Annotated in this window: 20 protein-coding genes and 1 pseudogene; 16 read left to right on the forward strand and 5 right to left on the reverse strand. The window is 34.2% G+C overall.

Annotation, left to right across the window (positions count from 1 at the left end; genetic code table 11):
* The first annotated feature begins 76 nt into the window (after positions 1-76).
* From JFU20_RS26275 to JFU20_RS26285, 3 genes are all read left to right on the forward strand, one after another.
* Positions 77-910, forward strand: coding sequence for a MerR family transcriptional regulator (locus JFU20_RS26275; RefSeq protein WP_201039066.1), 834 nt, complete (start codon positions 77-79; stop codon positions 908-910).
* Between the two features lie 709 nt (positions 911-1,619).
* Positions 1,620-2,012 carry a GtrA family protein gene (locus tag JFU20_RS26280; protein ID WP_088039022.1) on the forward strand — a complete coding sequence of 131 codons (393 nt, stop codon included), beginning with the start codon at positions 1,620-1,622 and terminating at the stop codon, positions 2,010-2,012.
* Positions 2,013-2,249: 237 nt separating this feature from the next.
* Complete coding sequence (locus JFU20_RS26285; protein WP_098478520.1) at positions 2,250-3,680, forward strand: IS4 family transposase; 1,431 nt, start codon at positions 2,250-2,252, stop codon at positions 3,678-3,680.
* A gap of 290 nt (positions 3,681-3,970) precedes the next feature.
* On the opposite strand, the gene JFU20_RS26290 is transcribed toward JFU20_RS26285, so the two are convergent.
* From JFU20_RS26290 to JFU20_RS26305, 4 genes are all read right to left on the reverse strand, one after another.
* Positions 3,971-4,342 carry a cupredoxin domain-containing protein gene (locus tag JFU20_RS26290; protein WP_002013813.1) on the reverse strand — a complete coding sequence of 124 codons (372 nt, stop codon included), beginning with the start codon at positions 4,340-4,342 and terminating at the stop codon, positions 3,971-3,973.
* A 159-nt stretch (positions 4,343-4,501) separates the two neighbouring features.
* A complete protein-coding gene (locus JFU20_RS26295) occupies positions 4,502-5,761 on the reverse strand; it encodes a serine hydrolase domain-containing protein (RefSeq protein ID WP_201039067.1) in 1,260 nt (419 codons plus the stop codon).
* 99 nt (positions 5,762-5,860) lie between these two features.
* The gene (locus JFU20_RS26300; protein ID WP_002128166.1) at positions 5,861-7,060 is read right to left on the reverse strand and encodes an MFS transporter; all 1,200 of its coding nucleotides are present in this window, start codon (positions 7,058-7,060) and stop codon (positions 5,861-5,863) included.
* 15 nt (positions 7,061-7,075) lie between these two features.
* Positions 7,076-7,495 carry a MarR family winged helix-turn-helix transcriptional regulator gene (locus tag JFU20_RS26305; protein WP_002013810.1) on the reverse strand — a complete coding sequence of 140 codons (420 nt, stop codon included), beginning with the start codon at positions 7,493-7,495 and terminating at the stop codon, positions 7,076-7,078.
* A 173-nt stretch (positions 7,496-7,668) separates the two neighbouring features.
* Between JFU20_RS26305 and phaZ the strand changes: the two genes are divergently transcribed.
* The 5 genes from phaZ (at position 7,669) to JFU20_RS26330 (ending at position 11,124) form a co-directional block, all read left to right on the forward strand.
* Positions 7,669-8,586, forward strand: a complete 918-nt coding sequence (gene phaZ, locus JFU20_RS26310; RefSeq protein ID WP_002013809.1) for an intracellular short-chain-length polyhydroxyalkanoate depolymerase — start codon at positions 7,669-7,671, stop codon at positions 8,584-8,586.
* A 60-nt stretch (positions 8,587-8,646) separates the two neighbouring features.
* Positions 8,647-8,871 (forward strand): hypothetical protein, encoded by a 225-nt coding sequence (locus JFU20_RS26315; RefSeq protein ID WP_002013808.1) that lies wholly within the window; start codon positions 8,647-8,649, stop codon positions 8,869-8,871.
* A gap of 113 nt (positions 8,872-8,984) precedes the next feature.
* Complete coding sequence (locus JFU20_RS26320) at positions 8,985-10,181, forward strand: MFS transporter (RefSeq protein ID WP_002165402.1); 1,197 nt, start codon at positions 8,985-8,987, stop codon at positions 10,179-10,181.
* Positions 10,165-10,365 (forward strand): NETI motif-containing protein, encoded by a 201-nt coding sequence (locus JFU20_RS26325; RefSeq protein WP_000166305.1) that lies wholly within the window; start codon positions 10,165-10,167, stop codon positions 10,363-10,365. Before JFU20_RS26320 ends, JFU20_RS26325 begins: the two co-directional genes overlap by 17 nt.
* Positions 10,366-10,674: 309 nt before the next feature.
* On the forward strand, positions 10,675-11,124 hold the full coding sequence (locus JFU20_RS26330) for a VOC family protein (RefSeq protein WP_002165403.1): 450 nt from the start codon (positions 10,675-10,677) through the stop codon (positions 11,122-11,124).
* A gap of 147 nt (positions 11,125-11,271) precedes the next feature.
* Here the strand turns inward: JFU20_RS26330 and JFU20_RS26335 are convergent, their stop codons facing one another.
* Positions 11,272-12,354, reverse strand: a complete 1,083-nt coding sequence (locus tag JFU20_RS26335) for an S-layer homology domain-containing protein (RefSeq protein WP_201039068.1) — start codon at positions 12,352-12,354, stop codon at positions 11,272-11,274.
* A gap of 375 nt (positions 12,355-12,729) precedes the next feature.
* Between JFU20_RS26335 and JFU20_RS26340 the strand changes: the two genes are divergently transcribed.
* From JFU20_RS26340 to JFU20_RS26375, 8 genes and pseudogenes are all read left to right on the forward strand, one after another.
* A complete protein-coding gene (locus tag JFU20_RS26340) occupies positions 12,730-13,152 on the forward strand; it encodes a hypothetical protein (protein WP_002013802.1) in 423 nt (140 codons plus the stop codon).
* A 25-nt stretch (positions 13,153-13,177) separates the two neighbouring features.
* The gene (locus JFU20_RS26345; protein ID WP_002013801.1) at positions 13,178-13,483 is read left to right on the forward strand and encodes a WXG100 family type VII secretion target; all 306 of its coding nucleotides are present in this window, start codon (positions 13,178-13,180) and stop codon (positions 13,481-13,483) included.
* 22 nt (positions 13,484-13,505) lie between these two features.
* On the forward strand, positions 13,506-14,225 hold the full coding sequence (locus tag JFU20_RS26350; protein ID WP_201039069.1) for a DUF5081 family protein: 720 nt from the start codon (positions 13,506-13,508) through the stop codon (positions 14,223-14,225).
* Positions 14,225-14,551, forward strand: a complete 327-nt coding sequence (locus tag JFU20_RS26355) for a hypothetical protein (protein WP_002013799.1) — start codon at positions 14,225-14,227, stop codon at positions 14,549-14,551. The genes JFU20_RS26350 and JFU20_RS26355 overlap by 1 nt, the downstream gene beginning before the upstream one ends.
* Before the next feature lie 32 nt (positions 14,552-14,583).
* Positions 14,584-16,311, forward strand: a complete 1,728-nt coding sequence (locus tag JFU20_RS26360; RefSeq protein ID WP_201039070.1) for a DNA/RNA non-specific endonuclease — start codon at positions 14,584-14,586, stop codon at positions 16,309-16,311.
* 17 nt (positions 16,312-16,328) lie between these two features.
* Entirely contained in the window at positions 16,329-16,784 is a 456-nt protein-coding gene (locus JFU20_RS26365; protein ID WP_000657439.1) for an immunity protein YezG family protein, read from the forward strand.
* Positions 16,785-17,393: 609 nt separating this feature from the next.
* A pseudogene (locus tag JFU20_RS26370) lies at positions 17,394-17,848 on the forward strand (DUF4274 domain-containing protein).
* Between the two features lie 740 nt (positions 17,849-18,588).
* Complete coding sequence (locus tag JFU20_RS26375) at positions 18,589-19,374, forward strand: recombinase family protein (RefSeq protein WP_016108801.1); 786 nt, start codon at positions 18,589-18,591, stop codon at positions 19,372-19,374.
* The last annotated feature ends 107 nt before the right edge of the window (positions 19,375-19,481 follow it).

Raw genomic sequence — 19,481 nt, forward strand, 5'->3', positions numbered from 1 at the left:
TTTTATTTATTGACTATGAGGTAACCACATAGTTTATAGTATGAATATTATTCCTTATAGGAGGCAATATAATTAGATGGATAGCTATAAGTTAACTAAAAGTGATGTAATTAAGATTTTTAATACTACGAAAGAAACACTTCGATTCTATGAAGAAAAAGGATTAGTTCAGCCAAAGGTAGGTAAAAATAACTATAGATTGTATGGAAATGAAGACCTACAAAGAATTAGCCAAATCTTCTTTTGTAAAGATATGGGTTTTTCAATTGGAGAAATTGATTTAGTAATAAATAAGAGAAATATAATAAACAATATGAATATCTTACAGAACAAAAAAAATGAAATTGAAACTGAAATTCATCGATTTATGGAAGTGCAAAAGAAAATTACTAGGCTCCTAGATCTCCTTCAAAATAGAAGCAGAAATTTCAATAAAATTCAGAGTGTCTATTTTGAAGAAAGAAAATATTATCACATCAAAGGAGAAAATTTTAATAGTGTAAAATCCTTTTTTGATAAATTCCGTTCTATTTTTAAGCAAGGTGAACTTTTTCAAGAACAATTTATAACAATGTGTCCAATTAAGAATTTCTTCAATGATGATTTGGGACTTTCAGTTTATTATCCTGTTTTGAATGATAAAGAGATCGAGCACGTTGATATTCTTAGTATACCTGCAGGTAATTATCTTTGTGTTGATTACGTATGTACAGAAGGGCATATGGATGAAGCACGACGTCAAATATATACAAACATTAAAGACTATATAAAGAGAAATGGTTTACAGTTTAGATCATTTGATGTAATTGAATCAGATTTACACGGATTGAATCTGTTTTACCCAGAAGGACAGATAATTATGAATATGCAAATTCCTGTTGAAGAAAAATCGAAACACCAAGAGAAATGAGCATTTATTTATGCAACACAATTTACAAGAAAATTGGAAAAATCGGCTCTTTTATCAAAATGTGTTTAGTATGATTTTTTTAAAAAGTGCTGGTAGTCCACTTACTATAAAATCATAGAATCTCTTTAAATTAATACAAACTAAAGCCAATTTGCTTAGCGTGGGTTTTATGTCAATTGGTTGGCGGGCCCCTACTATAATTGGGGTCTGTGTACATGCCCATCAAATTAATCTATTTTAATACTCCATTGCCATCAAGCTAAGACTTTAAAGTACTCTTTAAATGGAAATTTTGTGTTTTTTATAGCACCGAAGTTCATTTTTATCATTTTGGGGAAGAATGTGTTTCTTAACTTTGATAGCGATGGGGTAGCACCACATCGCTATCAAGCTAAAGATTTATTGCAACCCCCAGAACGAAATTTTTAGACTGTCTTGTAATAAAAAAAGTTGGCTGTCTGTGTGTAACTTCTCAATGATTTATAAAACCCTCCTACGAAACTGCCTCCTATTGTAGAGTTTTTCCTGTATATTGGAAAATTAAATTTGGAATGTACCTAATTTAACCATTTAGTATATAATAGTATCTAGAAAATAAAGGAAAATCAAAAAGTTTGTTTTTAATTATAGCCCTGGATATTTCTCAGTGTGTATTAGTATATTGAGTTTATAAAGGACTAATTAAATTGTAGATAGGGAGAAGATTAAATTGAAAGTGTTTAATAAACAAGTGCTTCGTTTTATTTTAGTGGGATGCACAAATACCCTGAATTATTACATATTCTATCTTTTATTAAGCCAATTAATAGGGTTAAATTATTTATCAGCACATATTATTGCTACTGTAATAGGCATAATAGGTTCTTTTTTTCTGAATACGTACTTTACTTACAAAACAAAACCGACTTTAAAGAAATTTTTACAATTCCCATTAACATATGCTGTTAATATTGCAGTTACAACTATCGGCATTTATATTTTAGTTGACTTAGTAGGTTTAAATGAAATAATTTCACCTTTCCTAGCATCACTGACTGCGATACCTTTTACATATTTATTATCGAAAAAAATATTAGTTACGAAAATCGAAAGAATAGTATAGGGAGAAATTTGCATAGGAAGCAACATTTTTATACCTAATGAAACTTGTAATGGATGAAATGGCTGCAGAATTGGAGTGAAATAATAGTGAAGACTGGTCTCTTAGAAACCAGCTTTTAAAATACTAACTAACAATGTGTTCTTAAGGGTCAATCAAAATAAACAATACAAATACCCTCTAAAATGAAAAAATGCGCTATTCTTTCTGTAGAATCATAGGAAAGGATGGCGTTTTTGTATGTCTATTTCTGTATCTGATGAACTACAACTATTTGCTCAAGAGATTCAAAGCTTTTTATCTCCAAATATCTTACGAGATCTTGCTAGAGATGTTGGTTTTGTACAACGAACCAGTAAGTATCAAGCCAAGGATTTAGTCGCTTTATGTGTATGGGTGAGCCAAAATGTCGCTACGACTTCTTTAACTCAGTTATCTAGCTGTTTGGAAGCATCAACGGAAGTGCTCATCAGTCCTGAGGGACTGAATCAACGATTTAATAAAGCGGCCGTCCAATTTTTACAACACATATTAGCTGAACTACTAAACCAAAAATTGGTCTCGTCTATGCCGATTTCTTCTCCATATACTTCTGTTTTCAAGCGTATTCGTATTTTAGACTCAACTGCATTTCAACTTCCAGATCCCTTTGCATTCATTTATCCGGGTGCAGGAGGATGCAGCCATACGGCGGGGATAAAGATCCAACTTGAGTATGATCTATTAAGTGGACAGTTCCTACATATTCATACAGGTCCAGGTAAACAACATGATCGAACCTACGGTTCTCTGTGTGCCCCAACTGTAACAGCGAATGATTTATGTATCCGAGATTTAGGTTATTTTCATTTGAAAGATCTTCAACATATACAAGATAAAAAGGCTTACTATATCTCTCGTATCAAGTCGAATACACGTATTTATCAAAAAAATCCCAATCCCGATTATTTTCAAGATGGAAGAATCAAGAAAGGTACAGAGTATATACAGATAGATATGGAGATCTTAATGAACTCTCTTCAACCAGGACAAACATGTGAAATATCCAACGCTTATGTAGGAATGACTGATAAAGTACCAACTCGTGTGATTGTTCATCGACTTACAGAAGAACAACAAAAAAAACGTCTACAAGATCAAGCTGTTCGAGAGAAAAAGAAAGGAATGAAGTATTCTTCTCGTAGTAAACGACTCAGTGGTATCAATGTATATATGACAAACACCCCTACAGATATTGTCCCGATGGGACAAGTACATGATTGGTATTCTTTACGTTGGCAAATCGAGATTTTATTTAAAACATGGAAATCATTCTTTCATATTCATCATTGTAAAAAGATAAAACGAGAACGATTGGAATGCCATTTGTATGGACAACTGATTGCCATTCTACTCTGTTCTTCTACCATGTTTCAAATGCGGCAATTACTTCTTATGAAGAAGAAACGAGAACTGAGTGAATATAAGGCCATATATATGATTAAAGATTATTTTCTTCTTCTTTTCCAAGCTATACAGAAAGACACCCAAGAGCTATCAAAGATTTTAATTCGCCTGTTCAACCTCTTACAGCAAAACGGGAGAAAATCTCATCGATATGAGAAGAAAACAGTCTTTGATATATTAGGTGTCGTTTACAATTGTACCATGTCTGATAATCAAGCCGCTTAATTCAAAAAAGTGAAACCCGTTAGGGTTTATTTCGTATGCAAATCTTTCAATCACCTACACTTGCCCTTTAGAAAAAAGAAACAATCTCACCTGAAATTGACTTTGCATAAGCTTAGCTTGATAGTGATGGGGTAGCACCAACAAAACACAAATTTCGTACGCTACGACAGCGTAACGATTTTATGCTACCAGTAAAAAACTGATTATTGAGAGCTCATAATCTGCGGGGGAGGGACACCCCCGCGAATTTAAGTTTCACTTTATAAAAAAGTAAGGACCGGTACCGCTTGTTATTTGACTATTACTTTCCCATCCATTCCTTTCAAGTAGTGGAACCGACATATTAGTTCATATGTACCGGGAGTTTCAGGTTTTACGGTAATTGTTATTTCTTTTCCTGACGGGACTTCGGCGTCAATTCCGAGTTTTTTCACCGTAAAGGTATGTTCTCTATTTCCTTTGTTTTTCAATAGCAACGTCGTCGTTTTCCCAACCGGAACAGTGATGATACTCGGATTAAAGTAATCATCATTCAATTCAACCTCAATAGGCTGTCTCACAACGTCGGATTCGGCAAATACACGGAGCGAACCTAAAGTAGTCATAACTACAATCATCGCAAGTGAAATGATTAATCCAGTTAATAGCTTTTTCACAGACATTCGTAATCCCTCCTTTCCTAAGCACTAGTGTTTTCAAATTACTAAAATATTATCAATATAAATGGGGTTTAGGCGTGGCTTAAATAGTAATTCTTTCGGCAACTCCTACTAACCAAGTACTAACTGGAATAGGATTTGGGTAAATAAAAAAAGCCTCCACTACTGTGGAAGCTTCTCCAAATGATGTGCAATATCAATATACATATCGGAATAAACCGAATGAATTTCATTACTAGGCGCAGCGTTAGAAGAGAAGTGGACGATTACCATACTTGCTTTCGGATCAATGTAAAGAGTTTGTCCGTAACTGCCTAACACTTCGAAAGCACCTTGTTCATTGTGCGGAATCCACCATTGATTATGATAAGAAATGGAAGCACCATGACCAATTGCGAGCTCACCTTCTTGTACATTTTTCACACTTTCTGTAATAGAAGAAGGGACGATTTGTTTTCCGTCATATTGACCATTATTTAATAGTAATTGTCCGAACCTCGCCATATCTCTAGCAGTTGCATTTAAACCAGCGCTTGCTTGTTCTACTTTTGTTTCATCTGTAACGTAATACGCGTTTTCTTCCATACCAATTTGAGACCAAATTCGTTCGCTTACATTTTCAGCTAACGATTTCCCTGTAATCGTTCGGATAATCCAAGCGAGTGTTTCAGTTGATCCGTTATTGTAAGAAAAAGCTGAACCAGGTGGTGCAGTTTCTTCTGCTTCTAGTAACATATCATAAATTTTCATAGGCCCCTCGTAATTTTTACCTCGGGGTAAAATATTACTAGCTAAATATAGTTGTGCATCTTGATTTTCTAGTCCTAGCTGCATATATCCGTGAGTAGGGTATTCAGCGGAAACTTGCATGTCCAGTAATTGCTGAAGTGTTGCTTTTCCAAACGGTGTATTTTTTAATTCTTTTATGTAAGTGTCAGCTGTTTTCTCTACATCAATAAGATTTTCTTCAGCGAGAGATTGTATGATTGCACCAGTAAACACCTTTGCTAATGATGCCATTCCGTGAGGTTCACTCTCGTTATATCCATTGAAATATCGTTCATAAACAAGTTGACCATTATGTACAACGACAAAAGCATCTGTTTTGTTTTCGTCTAAAAGTTTTTTTAGAGGAGTCTTATTTCCAAATCTACGCTCCACAGCAAAATCGTCTAAGTTTTGTAACGCGGTAGGGAAGGGAGCAACTTGATCAGGATTGTTTTTTACTTCATTTATTAAAGTGAATTCTTTCATATGTGTATACGACCAGCGTAAGTAAGGATTGTTCAACCAGTTTTCTTTTGTGACATTTGCTTTAGTGGGGGTCGTTTTATTATTTTTAAAAAAAGTAAACCCAAGCCCTGTAACTACGAATAGTAATACTAGTAACAGTAATAGCAGGGGAGATTTCTTTACATTCATACAGGTACCTCCTTTAGTTTCTATTATAAGTATACGCTCGTCTTAAAATAAATACAAAATAAGGAAAGTAAACGGGTAAGTTTACTTTCCTTATGAACGTTAAGCAGATATTTGTCCGTCTGTACTTTGTTTCTTGAATTTTTGTTTTCGTCCGTGTAATCCATAATATAGAAGTAAAGTGAACGCAACGATAATAGCTGCGATAAAATACATATTATGATAACTTGATTTGGCAGCGACTATACCTAAAATGAAAGAACCGAAGCCAATGCCACTATCAAAGAACGAGTAGTAAGTAGCTGTCGCAGAACCACGTCGATGGTTTGGAGCGGCAGAAATTGCAATCGTTTGGAAACTTGGAATTAATGTTCCGTATCCTAAACCGATTAACATACCTGCGCCAAGGAACCAAAATGAAGTTTGCGCTTGGCTTAAAATGAACATCCCAATTGTGAAAATAATAATAGCGGGATAGATAAGTACATTTTCACCGAAACGATCAAATATTTTCCCTGTAAATGGACGAGAAATGACCACAACAAGTGCGTATAAAATAAAGAAGTAACTTGCAATTTCGCTTAAACCGAGCTCTTTCGCATAAATAGGAATAAAGGATAAAATGCCACTATAAGAAAAGGCTAAAACAAATCCTGTTAGAGCGATTGGAATAGAAGATGGTTCAATTAAGTCTTTCCATTTCATTTTTTCTCGTTTTTGTTTGTTTACTGGTGCTTCATGCGGAATATTGACTAGTAATCCTAATAAAAATGCGAGTAATGAAAATACTGAACAAACGATAAATAGTACAGTAAATGAAAAATGAGAAATAATTGTTAAACCTAAAAAAGGACCAATTACCATCGGTAGACTCATAAATACGCCGTAATAAGCAAGTGCTTCGCCGCGTCTATGAGCTGGTGCTACATCAGTTACAATTGTTCCAGTTGCTGTTGTTGCCATTCCGAATCCAATACCATGTAAGAAGCGAAGGGCAAGTAATAAAAATAAACTTTGCGTACCGAAATACATAACGGTAGCGGCTAAAAATAGTGAAAGTGAAATAAATAATATTTTCTTTCTTCCTAAATCATCGAGCCATTTTCCTGTGAATGGTCTACATAAAACAGATGAAATAAGAAAAACAGTTGCAACTAAACCAATTTCCTCAGGTTTTCCTTTTAGGCTGTCTATAACATAGACAGGCAGAGTAGTCATAAGCATGTAAAATGTTAAAAAGAGAAACAGACTACTAAAACAAGTTCCGAGGAAATCCTTCGTCCAAAGTTTTTCACTTTGCATCGTCATCCCTCCATATTAATGATCTAAATTTTTGATAATTTGTTGTAACAATTGAAAAGCTTCATGTAAGTCTTCTTCTTTAATACCTTCTAGCGTCTTTTCTTCAAAGGAATCAACTTCTTCTTGCCATACTGGAATCATTTCTATTGCTGTTTCCGATAAGGAAATGAGCTTCTCACGTCGATCTTTTCCTTCCGTACGAATAATCCAGCCCATCGTTTCCATACGTGTTAACGTACGAGTCATCGTTGGTGATTCAACATTTAAATACTGACATAATTCTGTTTGGGTACAAGATCCAGTTTGATTAATGCGGAAAATAACAGCCCATTGCGCACTAAATAATCCTGTTGGAGATACACGTTCATTAAATTTCTTCGTAAACTTACGAGAAGTTTGACTGACAATGTGGAAAAAATGTTGTTTTTCGTCCATGTATTTTGATCCTTTCAAATTAGTTACCTAGCTAACTATATACCTTTTTATTTTACTTGTCTAGTAATAGACATGTTGTTTTATGTGGAAATTTCGTATAGATTTTGTATTGAGAACGTATATTCTACATGGTATTCTTTAATTAAGTAAAGAATTTTCTTTCTATTAAAAGAATGGGGGAACTTGTGATGATTAAGCCTGCAACAATGGAGTTTGTTTCACTATCGAACGGAGAAACGATTGCGTATCAGGAAGTTGGAAGGCAAAATACAGAAATTCTTGTACTCATTCACGGGAACATGACATCGTCACAACACTGGGATTTAGTTATTGAAAAGTTGCAAGATCAATACCATATTTACGCTCTTGATTTAAGAGGATTTGGCCAATCAACATATAATCAATCGATAGATTCATTACAAGACTTTGCAAGAGATGTAAAACTATTTATCGATCAATTAAAACTAGAAAAATTTTCATTAATGGGCTGGTCAATGGGCGGTGGTGTTGCGATGCAATTTACAGCGAATCATCCAACATTTGTCGAAAAGTTGATTTTAGTAGAATCAGTGGGAATGAAGGGATATCCAATTTTTAAAAAAGATATTAACGGGCAACCGATCGTATCAAGTTTAGTAAAGACGAAAGAAGAAATCGCGCAAGATCCAGTACAAATTGCTCCAGTGCTAGATGCGATAAAAAATATGAATAAATTATATTACCGTACAGTATGGAATCTATTAATATATACACATAATCAACCTGAACCGGATCGTTATGAAAAGTATTTAGATGATATGTTAACGCAACGTAATTTCGTAGATGTGAATTATGCGCTCATTACATTTAATATTTCGGATGAACATAATGGGGTTGTAGAGGGAAATAAGCAAATTCATCATATTAAAGCTCCAACACTCGTCATACAAGGTGACAGAGATTACGTCGTACCGCAAGTAGTCGGTGAGGAATTAGCAAAACATTTGCCAAATGCAGAGTTGAAGATATTAGAAGATTGCGGACACTCACCGTTTATAGATTGTTTAGATGTATTTATAAAACATGTAGAGGATTGGTTAGACAATAAATAATTCCCGAAATATAAAACTTGCATATACTATAGCATTTGTATGTATAAGGGGAGAGAGTCAATGCATAATCCATTTTTAATATATCATTCTCCATATAATGATCATCAATATATAAAAATGATTATAAATCCGATGTATATGCAAGTTTCACCAGCTGTAGTTCCTTTGCAAGTGCAGCAATCAATGGTCCATACACATCCGATTTTATTTGGGCCTTCATTTTATGAAAATCCATATTTTAAGCATTTTCATTACAATGTGAAAGCGCAAGTATGGGAAGGATAAGAAGCTAAAAGGTTCATTCTTTTAGCTTCTTTTTTATTATGAATATTCGTACACGCATTTGAAGAAACAGTTTATAATGAAAAGTGGAAAGCGTGAGAAGGAGAGGGAAAGGGATGTCGATGCGTTTTACTTTTTGGATTATGGTTGGAATTGTAGCAATCTCAGGTTTGTCACAAGGGATGCTTTTACCGACCATTGCAATGATTTTTGAACAAGAAGGGGTTAGTTCAAGTATTAACGGTATTCATGCGACGGCATTATATATTGGGATATTAGTTATTTCACCGTTTCTTGAAAAACCGATGCAAAAGTTTGGAATGAAGCCAATTATCGTTATTGGTGGGTTTCTCGTTATTATTTCATTATTCTTTTTTACACAAACTTTTTCATTTTGGGTATGGTTCGTTCTTAGATTTCTAGTTGGAGTCGGAGATCATATGCTTCATGTCGGAACACAAACATGGATTACGACAACATCAGACCCGAGTAAAATAGGTAGACAAGTATCGATATACGGTGTATTCTTCGGAATTGGTTTCGCAGTTGGCCCGTATTTAGCAAGCACTGTTCAGTACGGTCTTGCAACACCATTTATCGTATCTACTATACTTTGCTTAATAGGATGGCTTTTACTACTACCAACGAAAAATGCATTTCCAGCACAAGATGAGGCAAAAACTGAAAGTGAATCATCCTTTTCTCGTTATAAACAAGTCGTTGGATTAGCTTGGATTGCGCTAATTGGTCCGCTCGCATACGGCGTACTTGAAGCAATGTTAAATAGTAACTTACCAGTATACGCGCTTCGTAAAGGATGGTCTGTATCGGAAGTTTCCTTCTTATTACCAGCATTCGCAGTTGGAGGTATTATTACACAAATCCCGCTCGGTATATTAAGTGATAAATACGGAAGAGACCGTATTTTAACGTGGACGTTCAGTGTAAGTACGGGCATTTTCCTACTTGCAGCAGTATTTGATCAATATTACTGGATCGTCTTTGCATGTATGCTTATAGCAGGTATGGTCATTGGCTCGTGCTTCTCACTAGGGCTTGGATTTATGACAGATTTATTACCGAGACACTTACTACCAGCGGGTAATATATTATCCGGAATCGCCTTTAGTATAGGAAGTATTATGGGACCTGTATTAGGAGGCGTATTTATAGAAAAAATACAGTATACAAGCTTTTTTATTGCGGTTATGATTATAATGGGAATTCTCGCAATGGTATATATGGTCTACATGAAGAATCAATTCGCATCAAGAAAAATAGAAAGTAGGTTAGGGCATGACAAAACAACCTAATAAAAAGAAATTTGAAGTACTCGAAAACGAAACAATTACAGACTGCTTAGCGCGTATGGAACAAGAAGGATATGCACCGTCTCGTCGCATGGAAGAACCAATCTTTCATGAAGTGAAGAAAAACGGCAAAACAGAAGTTGAACCATGCGGTAGAAAAATTGTTTTTGAGGGGAAATTGAAGTAATCTCATAACAAATAGCCATCCAATTCATTTGAATTGGATGGCTTGTTTTTTTACTGAACAATGAAAGGCTTAGCTAGAGATCTTTGTTAGTGAAGGTAGTATAGAGAGAAACTAACTACATGAAAATGTAAATTTAAGGATGCTTAATGTATTGAATTTTAGGATTGGGACATCAGTTATAGAGCTGGATACCTATACATTTGAAGGAAAGAACAATTATACAAAAGTAGGATGTTTAAAAATATATTAATTTGTATGATAAAAACAAAACATATTTTAAAAAAATTAGAAAGGAGGGAGAAATATATAATGATACAAAGCATATATGAAACTCATTTACATGTCAGAAATTTAGAAAAGGCAATAGATTTCTATCAAAATAAGTTAGGTTTAGCATTAGCAAAAAGACTATCGAAAAGACGAGTTGCGTTCTTTTGGGTAGGAGAAAATAAAAAACAAATGCTCGGATTATGGGAAGTACATATAAATGAAGAATTTGAGACGAAACACTTCGCTTTTCGTGTAGATTTAGAGTTTTTAAATGCTTCAAAATTATGGTTAGAGAAGCGTGGAATAGAGGTAGTAGGGAGTCAAGGGAAAGGAAATCGAGAACCAATTGTCCAAAGGTGGATGCCAGCTGCAAGCGTATATTTTCTAGATTGTGATGGAAATAAATTAGAGTTTATTTCTATGTTATATGATGATCCAGATGAACTAGAATATGTAACGTATTTAAGTGAATGGAATGCGGAGCACTAAGAAAAATAAAGTGGAACTTTAATCAGTAGTAGTTTTACAGCTTTGTATTATGTTAAATAGATAGAAACAAAATAAAATCCCTCAAGAAAAGGCACGTTCTTGAAGGGTTTTTTTATGCTTTATATATTTTATATTGCTTGTAACGTATTAATGATGTTCACTTTTAGATATTTCAGCGCGTTGAATATAACCATCAGAGAAGCTGAAATAAAGAGAATAGCTTCCTCGATTATATATAAAGCCTTCACTAGTCATATCCTCTCCAATTCCATCTGGCTCACCAAACCACTCTTTTAATTCATCGATAGTGATATCCATTTTTACCCATATATATCTAGCGTCCGAAGGGTACATATCAATATTATAATCTCCATATACCGCTGTAGTAGGTGCATCACATTCTGTACATGGTGCTTGCTTCCAAACATCAGGCACTCCAAATTCTTTTTTTACCTCAGATATATCTTTACCCAGTACATCTAATTTAAATGGACCAAACGTCCCATCCTGTAAAGCTGTTGCTAACATTTGTTTCAGTTCTTCTTTTGTATTGATGTTGAAATTATAAGATCTGTTCTTTGCTATTGCATTATAGAAAAATTGTGCATACTGCTCACGTTTCACAAGCATGTTGCCATTAAAATTACCAGACTCGTCACCTTGGGATATCCGGTTACTACGCACTGCATTTACAGATTCATAGGCCCAATGACCTTTTGGTACATCTTTAAAGTTCTCTTGTCCTTTTGAGTTTAATTGAAATGCCTTTTGCAATACTACTGCCATCTCATACCGATTTAATGCGTCATCTGGACGAAATGCACCTGTTCCATCACCTGTCATAATTCCAGCTTGCGCAATGGCTTTGATATCCTTTTCAAACATATGATTTGTAATATCACTAAACATATTTCCCTGTTTATCATCTGCTATTAAACCTAAATGTCGATTGACTAAAGAAGCAACCTGTCCTCTAGTAATGTTGTCCCCAAAACCAAATTTTCCATTTCCATATCCCTTATAAATCCCTGCTGCTGCTAAGTAATCAATAGCAGTTTTTGACCAGTGGTCCTTTGGTACATCTGTAAATACAGTGTTCGCATTGCCAGCTACTTTATAGTTATTCGTAGTTGTTTGTGCGTTTGCTGTGCCTACCATCATTGTAGTTGCTAGTGCTGTGGTGATTACGAATCCCAAAATTTTTTTAGCTTTGCTTGTTTTCTTGCCCATTTGAGAAAGCCTCCCCAGTTTAATTTAACTTTATTAAATATACGTATTACACATATACATCTAATACAGCTAATACAGCTAAATGTACACATCGTAATTATAACATGTAAATGATGATCATTTGTCATTAATTCACTTAATGTGGATAAAATTCCAATAATCTATATAAAACTATAATTTTTAGATAATAAATATTCATTGCTATTTAATTGAAGAAAAATGCGAAACCTTTTTATAAAATATGGAAATGTTAAAACCCCTTTGATAGAATAGCAATATGCAAAAATAATTATTTATAAATTCTCAATGTAATGAATATTCATGTTTAAATATACGAATTTAACTACATAGTTATTGTAATAAAGGGGGAGAAAGATGTTAGAGGAATTGTACACTGTTTTTTTAAATGCATCGGGTTTTACAGAAAGCGCGAGGAAGCGAGATCAGTATGATAAATTACATGATTATTTAAAAAATCAAGAAAGAGAGTTAAAACGATTCATTCAAGATGCTGAATCAGCGAGGAGAGATTATGAGAGTAAAAGTAATGGCTTAGAAGCTAATAAAATTCCGGCAGTTGAATTTGAACAAAAACGTCATGAAAAGGATGAAGAATTAAATACAGTACTATCCTATTTTAAGAGTGCATTAAGCGATGTTGGATCTGCGATAGGTACAGCTTATGCAAAGTATTTGGAATATAAAGCGAAAGCAGAAGCGGAGAAAGCGTCCGCATACAATGCAGCGACCAAGGCTTTTGAAGAAAAGAAAAAGGAAATTGAAAATCTTATCCATTAAACATATAAAGAATGGGGGAACCCACATGAGTGGTAAAGAGGTTGAAATTATAGGAAGTAACACTGCAAGTGCCATTTCTTACGCGCAAAATATTGAAAATGGTATGAAGGATTCTTTAAACGAAGCGAAAAACTTAAAAGCATACGTTACATGTGCGAACTGGAATGGAAAAACGAGAGATGCCTTTTTAAGTTATCTAGATTTAATCATTCAATATAACTCAGAAATGGTAGAGGCATTTGAAGGACATACGAAAGCTTTGAAAGAGTTAGATAAAAGTATTCAGACGTACGGAGATAGACCGGAAGTAAGGACGATAAAACAGTTGTGATGGATAAATGAGGGATAAAAGAATGGGAAAAGAAATGAATTTTGCACCTGCTGAATTATATGTTCTCGCAGGTGCAGCTGGGGTTACGGATATATTTGGATTGCCAAACCGTGACGTAATTATTTTACTTGATGAAGAATGTGTCACAAAAGCAACTACGAGTTTAAAAGAAAAAGGCTTACTTACAAGCGAAAATGGAATTACCCCTGCAGCTTTTCAAATTATTGAGCTATTAAAGGAATATGAAAATTGTCATGAATACACGAGAATTAATAATGTATTAATTGGTTTTTTGAAACATGATAAAGATCGAGTGGCTGTATTAACAGAAGTAGAGCCAAATAAAAAATACGAGATCGACTACATACCAAAGCCAGACGTATATTTTTCATTATTAACACGCATCCCTTTCTTGTTGAGAGAACCGAGGAAAATAGAAGATACATTTTTCTCAAAGAGAATGACAGAAACAGAACAACAAACATTTGAGGAAAAAGATTTATCAAATAAAGACGTTATAGCGATGGAAACGTATACGAGGCCTCGGAGTAATAGAGGAGGAAAATGGGAATGTTTCTTATATTTCACTGAAGGAGAAGATTTCGTTCAAATAGATGTAGATCGTAATCGATATGACTGGGTGAGCCTCTATGCGGTTAATAAGAAATTGTATGACGTGTTAAAAATGCCGTATAAAAAATTAATTGACCCGAGACAATTCTCGTTAGGAGGTATTGAATAATGCAAGTATCAATGGGAGATGGTGGTTCTAGTGGTGGAGAAGAAGTATTAGTTAATTTTCAAGAACTACTTGATATAGTAATGAAGTTAGAAAACATATATACAATCCATGTAGACGTCATTGGAACGAATATTGAGAGTTTACTAAGCTGTGATTTTTATCAAAAAGGTGAAGCGATGAGAGTAATTGAAAAATATCCTGATATATTACATAAAACACTTGAATTGGCTGAACACTATTCTAGATCGGCGAAAGTTGTAGGAAATGTATGCGTGGAAATGCTTGAAAAGGACGAACAATTACGTGAAAGATTAAGTAAGTTGTAGAAATCACCATACGGCTGGGGGATGAAAACAAAATGGATGTGAAATATAGACCTGAACCATGGCAAGACATGGGAGATGGTATGAATCGAATTACAAAAGATGCTCTCATGAAATTACGGGACGCAAATGAATTATTAAAAAGAATTGATGGAAGAATACGAGATTCAGATTCGGATGGTAGTATACATTTTAACCCAAAAGATCAATCGCAAAAAATCGGAGAATTACTTGATAGCTATTCGACATTACAAAAATATTGCGGAGAAGCAGGGCGAGTAGTCTCTGAACATATAGATAAACCTTTTTTAGTAGAAATGGATAAATTCGCTCAAAAAATGAGAGATACATCTATTCTCAGTTTCGAAACAAATAACCGAATTGGCTCTACAACAACGACAGTATTACCAGATGCGCACGCAGGGTACGGAAGTATACCACAAACAATACAGACGAAAAAAGATAAAATAACAGTAGAAGATATTTTTAAAGATTCACCTGCATTTGATAACGTACTGAGAGGGGAATACAAAGAACTAAAAAAACAAAATCCAGATGCAAAACTAAATTATGAAGAATACAAGAAAGTAGTCCCATCCACACGAGGATTTGAATACAAATCGATAGAAGATGAACAGAAAAAACTAGAAATGATACGAGACATAGGAATAGGCGTAGGAATCATCATCACAACAATCCTTTGCCCGCCACTCGGGGCCGCTGCGGCAGTTGTATACGGCGCTGTACAAATCAAAAGTGGTATCGACGGAGAAGACTGGGGAACACACAGGAAATTGAGCCAAGAAGAGCGGGTAGGAAACATCATTTTTGGCGGATTAGATGCAATCCCAGTTGTTGGAGCAGTAGGAAAAGGAGTAAAAGCATTCAAAGACACGAGTGAATTAGCTGATTTAGCGAAATTATTAAAATTCAAAGAAGGAATGCCTGGTTTCAATCCAAATTTGGGTAAAAATGTGGTACAATCGCTTAAGGAAAATAATCTATTAAAAAATTTAAAAATACAAGGCTGGAAAACCGTAGATAAGATTAATGATGCGGACTATTTCATTAAAGGTCTAGTGGCAAAAGGTGTGGACTCCGTATCCCCAATCTTTAAAGGTGTAGAAATACTGCCAGATGGAAGTGTCGCTAGAACTGGAACGAACTATAGCGGGAAATTCCAAGAAGCCCATGATGCCTCAAAGGCGAGTATTCAGAGTAGGATCTCGAATTTGGAGAGTGGTGGGGTTAAGGGTACGGGTAAAGGCAGTACTGTAAGTGAAGTTAAAACATTTGTGGACAAAGGGGAACAGTTTACAAATGGAAGAAAAAATAGATTAAAGCCTGAAATTAGGTATAAAACAGGAGAGTATGATTACTTTTACGAAACAGATAATCTTGGAAGAATTGAAAAATTTGAAACAGATAAGTTGCAACTAACTGAGAGAGAGAAGAGATTATCACATAGTAAAAATACACTAGGAAAAGTAAAAGGACAAGATCATGCAGGACATTTGGCAGGTGATAGGTTTGGAGGGTCACCTAAAATTGACAATTTAGTTTCGCAATTATCTGATGTTAATTTGAAGAAATATAAAAAAGTTGAAGATAAATGGGCTGCAGCTTTAAAAGAAAAACCACCAAAAGAAGTAACAGTTAAGGTTGATATAATATACTCTGGGAATGATATGCGTCCAGACAAATTTATAGTTAATTACACTATAGATGGTAAGCCAGGTAATGCAAAATTTAAAAATTTATAAAAGGAGTGTAATGTAGTATGAAAGAATTCGAAGATAGATTTAGTGAATTGCAAGCTGATATGATATCCATATGTATGGAATATGTTGAAAATAGAGCCGATAAAGTATATGTTTACGCTTCATGTGAAGAAGATATGATTTCTAGTAGTTTCTTTTATTTAATTAACAATAAGTATGTAGAGTGTCACAAGGTTAATGATGCATTGGAAAATGGAGAAGAAAGATATGATGTGTCTCCAGAACGAATGTTTCAGGTTCTACAAATTATAAGTGAAGATATCGAAGAGATTGAAATATTATGCAAAGAATACGAAAAAGATATGCCAACTGAGATGAAATTAATATACGCTGCTCAGAGTGGTAAGTTTAAAGCTGAATATAAGTATGATTTAATACATACAAATGAGGATATAAAAACGGCTGATGATTTTGCTGATGAGTGGTTTGAGGAAGTAAAAAATAATAACCTCTAAAAAAATTATAGTAATAGATATATCTAAATTGAATTAATAACTCATGAAAGTTGTAGCATCAATTTGTAGAATAGCATTTGGGTAGTATTTAGTGACTTATAAATACAGTATTTGTATACAGGAGTGACAAAGTATTGCTGTAATTAATTTAAAACATGTTATGAAGTGTACAGAAAAATAATAGGCTGTTAAAAAGTATATACTTCATGATGGTTGTACCATCATAGAGTATTATGTGCAATGATAGAATAGAAAACAAAGTACGAGCTTAGGCGAGATGACATTTTACTGTGCGACGAATATAAAGACATGGAATGGACATAAAACTAACGAACTCGTACAAACTCGTAAGTTTTAACGTAGTAGTTGTCATGACGTATAAAAGGTGTCATACTGTTACTACAAAACTTACAAATTTAATGCTACTTAAAAACATAGGAACGTAAAGCACTTGATTGTCAACTAAAGGCAACGAGTGCTTTTTTATAATTACAGGGGAATAGTTTACCATTGTACCCAAGCCAAGGTGCAACAGTAGAACTTTGGGAAAGAAAACTAAGACAATTGGAAATACAAAATAAGTAAATATCAGTAAGGTGGTAAGGGGTAATGGAAAATAAAGATATTAGTTTGCTTGAAGAATTACTTTATAATACAAATAAAGAGGATACAATTAGCCGAATAAAGAATATAGATAATCCAATACTCCTTCATTGTTTTGCAGCAAATTATAATTGGAATAGTGGATTTGATATACCAAATGCAATTCTTGAAAACAAAGATTGTGACTTAGGAACGGGATTACTAATGTTTCATTATGCAGACGGATATCGATTATTAGAAAGTCCGGAGGAAGTTTCGAATTCTCCATTACAAGAATGGAAGGTTTTTATATTAAAACTTCAAAATAAAATTATGAATTTGGAGTTTAAAACACAAAATATATCATTTAGCCCTGAATTAACAAAAATTCAAATATTCAAGTTGAAAAAAGGAACCCAAGTATTTCAGATATTCTTATTAATGAGTCACCAGGAAATATAATTGATATTCCTAAAATATAAATAAACATTAAAAACTCATTACAGTAAATAAATGAGTTTAGTTATAGTGATTTTATAAAGCCTACTATACTAAATTATATTTTATGTACGAATATGATAAAGTTCGTGGTGCTAAATTTAAATACGCATAAGTATATATGAATAAAAAATAAAGTATATGTGAAGTAGATAGAAAAAATAAAAGGTTTTTTGAAAGTATGTACTCCATGATGGTTGTACCATCATGGAGTACTGTGTGCAATGATAGAACAGAAAACGAAGTACGAGCTTAGGCGAAATGACATTTTACATGGCGGTGAATATAAACACATGGAATGGGCATGAAACTAACGAACTCGTACAAACTCGTAAGTTTTAACGTAGTAGTTGTCATGACATACAAAAGGTGTCATACTGTTACTACAAAACTTACAAATTTATGCTACTTAAAAACAGATGAACTTAAAGCACTTGATTGTCAATTAAAGACAACAAGTGCTTTTTTGCGTTTTAGCGTAGAAATTTAAAAGAGCACTATAATTTTATAAGTGCATTAAGTGTTAAATTTTTATTGTTGTTTTATAGGCTGTAGTGGCTATGTACAGTATACGACGATAGTAGAGGAAAAAATAAAAGGTTGTGTTATTTTTTGAAGTCATCGTAAAGTACGTTTTAACGGATGGACGTTATGCACACGTTATCCGCAAAAAACGGGTAAACGTTACAGGGATTGTAATTGCTGTAACGGGAAGGGACTCAATATGGAAGAGAAAGTAGTTGGTTATGTACGAGTTTCAACAGAAGGTCAAGTACGTGAAGGGTACAGCTTGGCGTATCAAGTAGAAGAAATTGAACGGTACTGTAACGAGAATGAATTACAACTGCTTCACATATACGAAGATAAAGGAATTAGCGGAGCGACAGTAGATGAAGATGGATTAACAGTTGAACGTGAAGGATTACAAGAGCTATTGTCAGATTTGGCGTATCAACAAGTGAGCCACGTGATTGTACTAAATACATCTCGGTTATGGCGCTCTGATATGGCAAAAGTGTTAATACAACGAGAACTAAAGAAACATGAGGTTGATGTAAAAGCAATTGAACAATCAAATTACAGTATATACACACATGACCCAAATGATTTTTTAGTAAATGGCATGTTAGAGCTATTAGACCAATACCAACGTCTCGAGATTGCATTAAAGCTAAGTCGAGGTAGAAAGAAAAAAGCGGAACAAGGTGGCTATGCAGGTGGCGGTGTGATGTTTGGTTACACAGTCAAGAAAGGACAAAAAGTGTTAGAAGTAGATGCGGAAAAAGCAGTAGTTGTACGGAGACTATTTGAATTACGACACTTTTTTAAACATTGGTCGCTAACTCAATTGGCAGCAAGACTGAATAGGGATGGTTATCGTACAGAGAAAGGAAAGCTGTTTACGAAAGTACAAGTGAAACGCATGTTAGACCGAGAGAGCTTTTATCGAGGGATATATACATATGGACAAATACAAGCAAATGGGAAACATCCAGCAATTATTTTATAAACTCACTTAAAAAATTAGCTCATTTTACTATACATACTACTAGAGTTATGAAAAATGGATAGGCTTGCGTACCTATGCGCATCGAAAGATGAACGCTCGAACTAAGG

It is taken from the genome of Bacillus sp. TH30, assembly GCF_016650875.1.
Classification (GTDB): domain Bacteria; phylum Bacillota; class Bacilli; order Bacillales; family Bacillaceae_G; genus Bacillus_A; species Bacillus_A mycoides.

Excerpts from the sequence above, each read along its gene's own strand:
- JFU20_RS26290 (WP_002013813.1), bottom strand. The coding sequence starts at position 4,342 with ATGTCTGTGAAAAAGCTATTAACTGGATTAATCATTTCACTTGCGATG.
- JFU20_RS26375 (WP_016108801.1), top strand. The coding sequence starts at position 18,589 with ATGGAAGAGAAAGTAGTTGGTTATGTACGAGTTTCAACAGAAGGTCAA.
- JFU20_RS26275 (WP_201039066.1), top strand. The coding sequence starts at position 77 with ATGGATAGCTATAAGTTAACTAAAAGTGATGTAATTAAGATTTTTAAT.
- JFU20_RS26365 (WP_000657439.1), top strand. The coding sequence starts at position 16,329 with ATGAAAGAATTCGAAGATAGATTTAGTGAATTGCAAGCTGATATGATA.
- JFU20_RS26320 (WP_002165402.1), top strand. The coding sequence starts at position 8,985 with ATGTCGATGCGTTTTACTTTTTGGATTATGGTTGGAATTGTAGCAATC.
- JFU20_RS26330 (WP_002165403.1), top strand. The coding sequence starts at position 10,675 with ATGATACAAAGCATATATGAAACTCATTTACATGTCAGAAATTTAGAA.
- JFU20_RS26285 (WP_098478520.1), top strand. The coding sequence starts at position 2,250 with ATGTCTATTTCTGTATCTGATGAACTACAACTATTTGCTCAAGAGATT.
- JFU20_RS26295 (WP_201039067.1), bottom strand. The coding sequence starts at position 5,761 with ATGAATGTAAAGAAATCTCCCCTGCTATTACTGTTACTAGTATTACTA.
- JFU20_RS26305 (WP_002013810.1), bottom strand. The coding sequence starts at position 7,495 with ATGGACGAAAAACAACATTTTTTCCACATTGTCAGTCAAACTTCTCGT.
- JFU20_RS26355 (WP_002013799.1), top strand. The coding sequence starts at position 14,225 with ATGCAAGTATCAATGGGAGATGGTGGTTCTAGTGGTGGAGAAGAAGTA.
- JFU20_RS26340 (WP_002013802.1), top strand. The coding sequence starts at position 12,730 with ATGTTAGAGGAATTGTACACTGTTTTTTTAAATGCATCGGGTTTTACA.
- JFU20_RS26315 (WP_002013808.1), top strand. The coding sequence starts at position 8,647 with ATGCATAATCCATTTTTAATATATCATTCTCCATATAATGATCATCAA.
- phaZ (WP_002013809.1), top strand. The coding sequence starts at position 7,669 with ATGGGGGAACTTGTGATGATTAAGCCTGCAACAATGGAGTTTGTTTCA.
- JFU20_RS26345 (WP_002013801.1), top strand. The coding sequence starts at position 13,178 with ATGAGTGGTAAAGAGGTTGAAATTATAGGAAGTAACACTGCAAGTGCC.
- JFU20_RS26335 (WP_201039068.1), bottom strand. The coding sequence starts at position 12,354 with ATGGGCAAGAAAACAAGCAAAGCTAAAAAAATTTTGGGATTCGTAATC.
- JFU20_RS26325 (WP_000166305.1), top strand. The coding sequence starts at position 10,165 with ATGACAAAACAACCTAATAAAAAGAAATTTGAAGTACTCGAAAACGAA.
- JFU20_RS26300 (WP_002128166.1), bottom strand. The coding sequence starts at position 7,060 with ATGCAAAGTGAAAAACTTTGGACGAAGGATTTCCTCGGAACTTGTTTT.
- JFU20_RS26360 (WP_201039070.1), top strand. The coding sequence starts at position 14,584 with ATGGATGTGAAATATAGACCTGAACCATGGCAAGACATGGGAGATGGT.
- JFU20_RS26350 (WP_201039069.1), top strand. The coding sequence starts at position 13,506 with ATGGGAAAAGAAATGAATTTTGCACCTGCTGAATTATATGTTCTCGCA.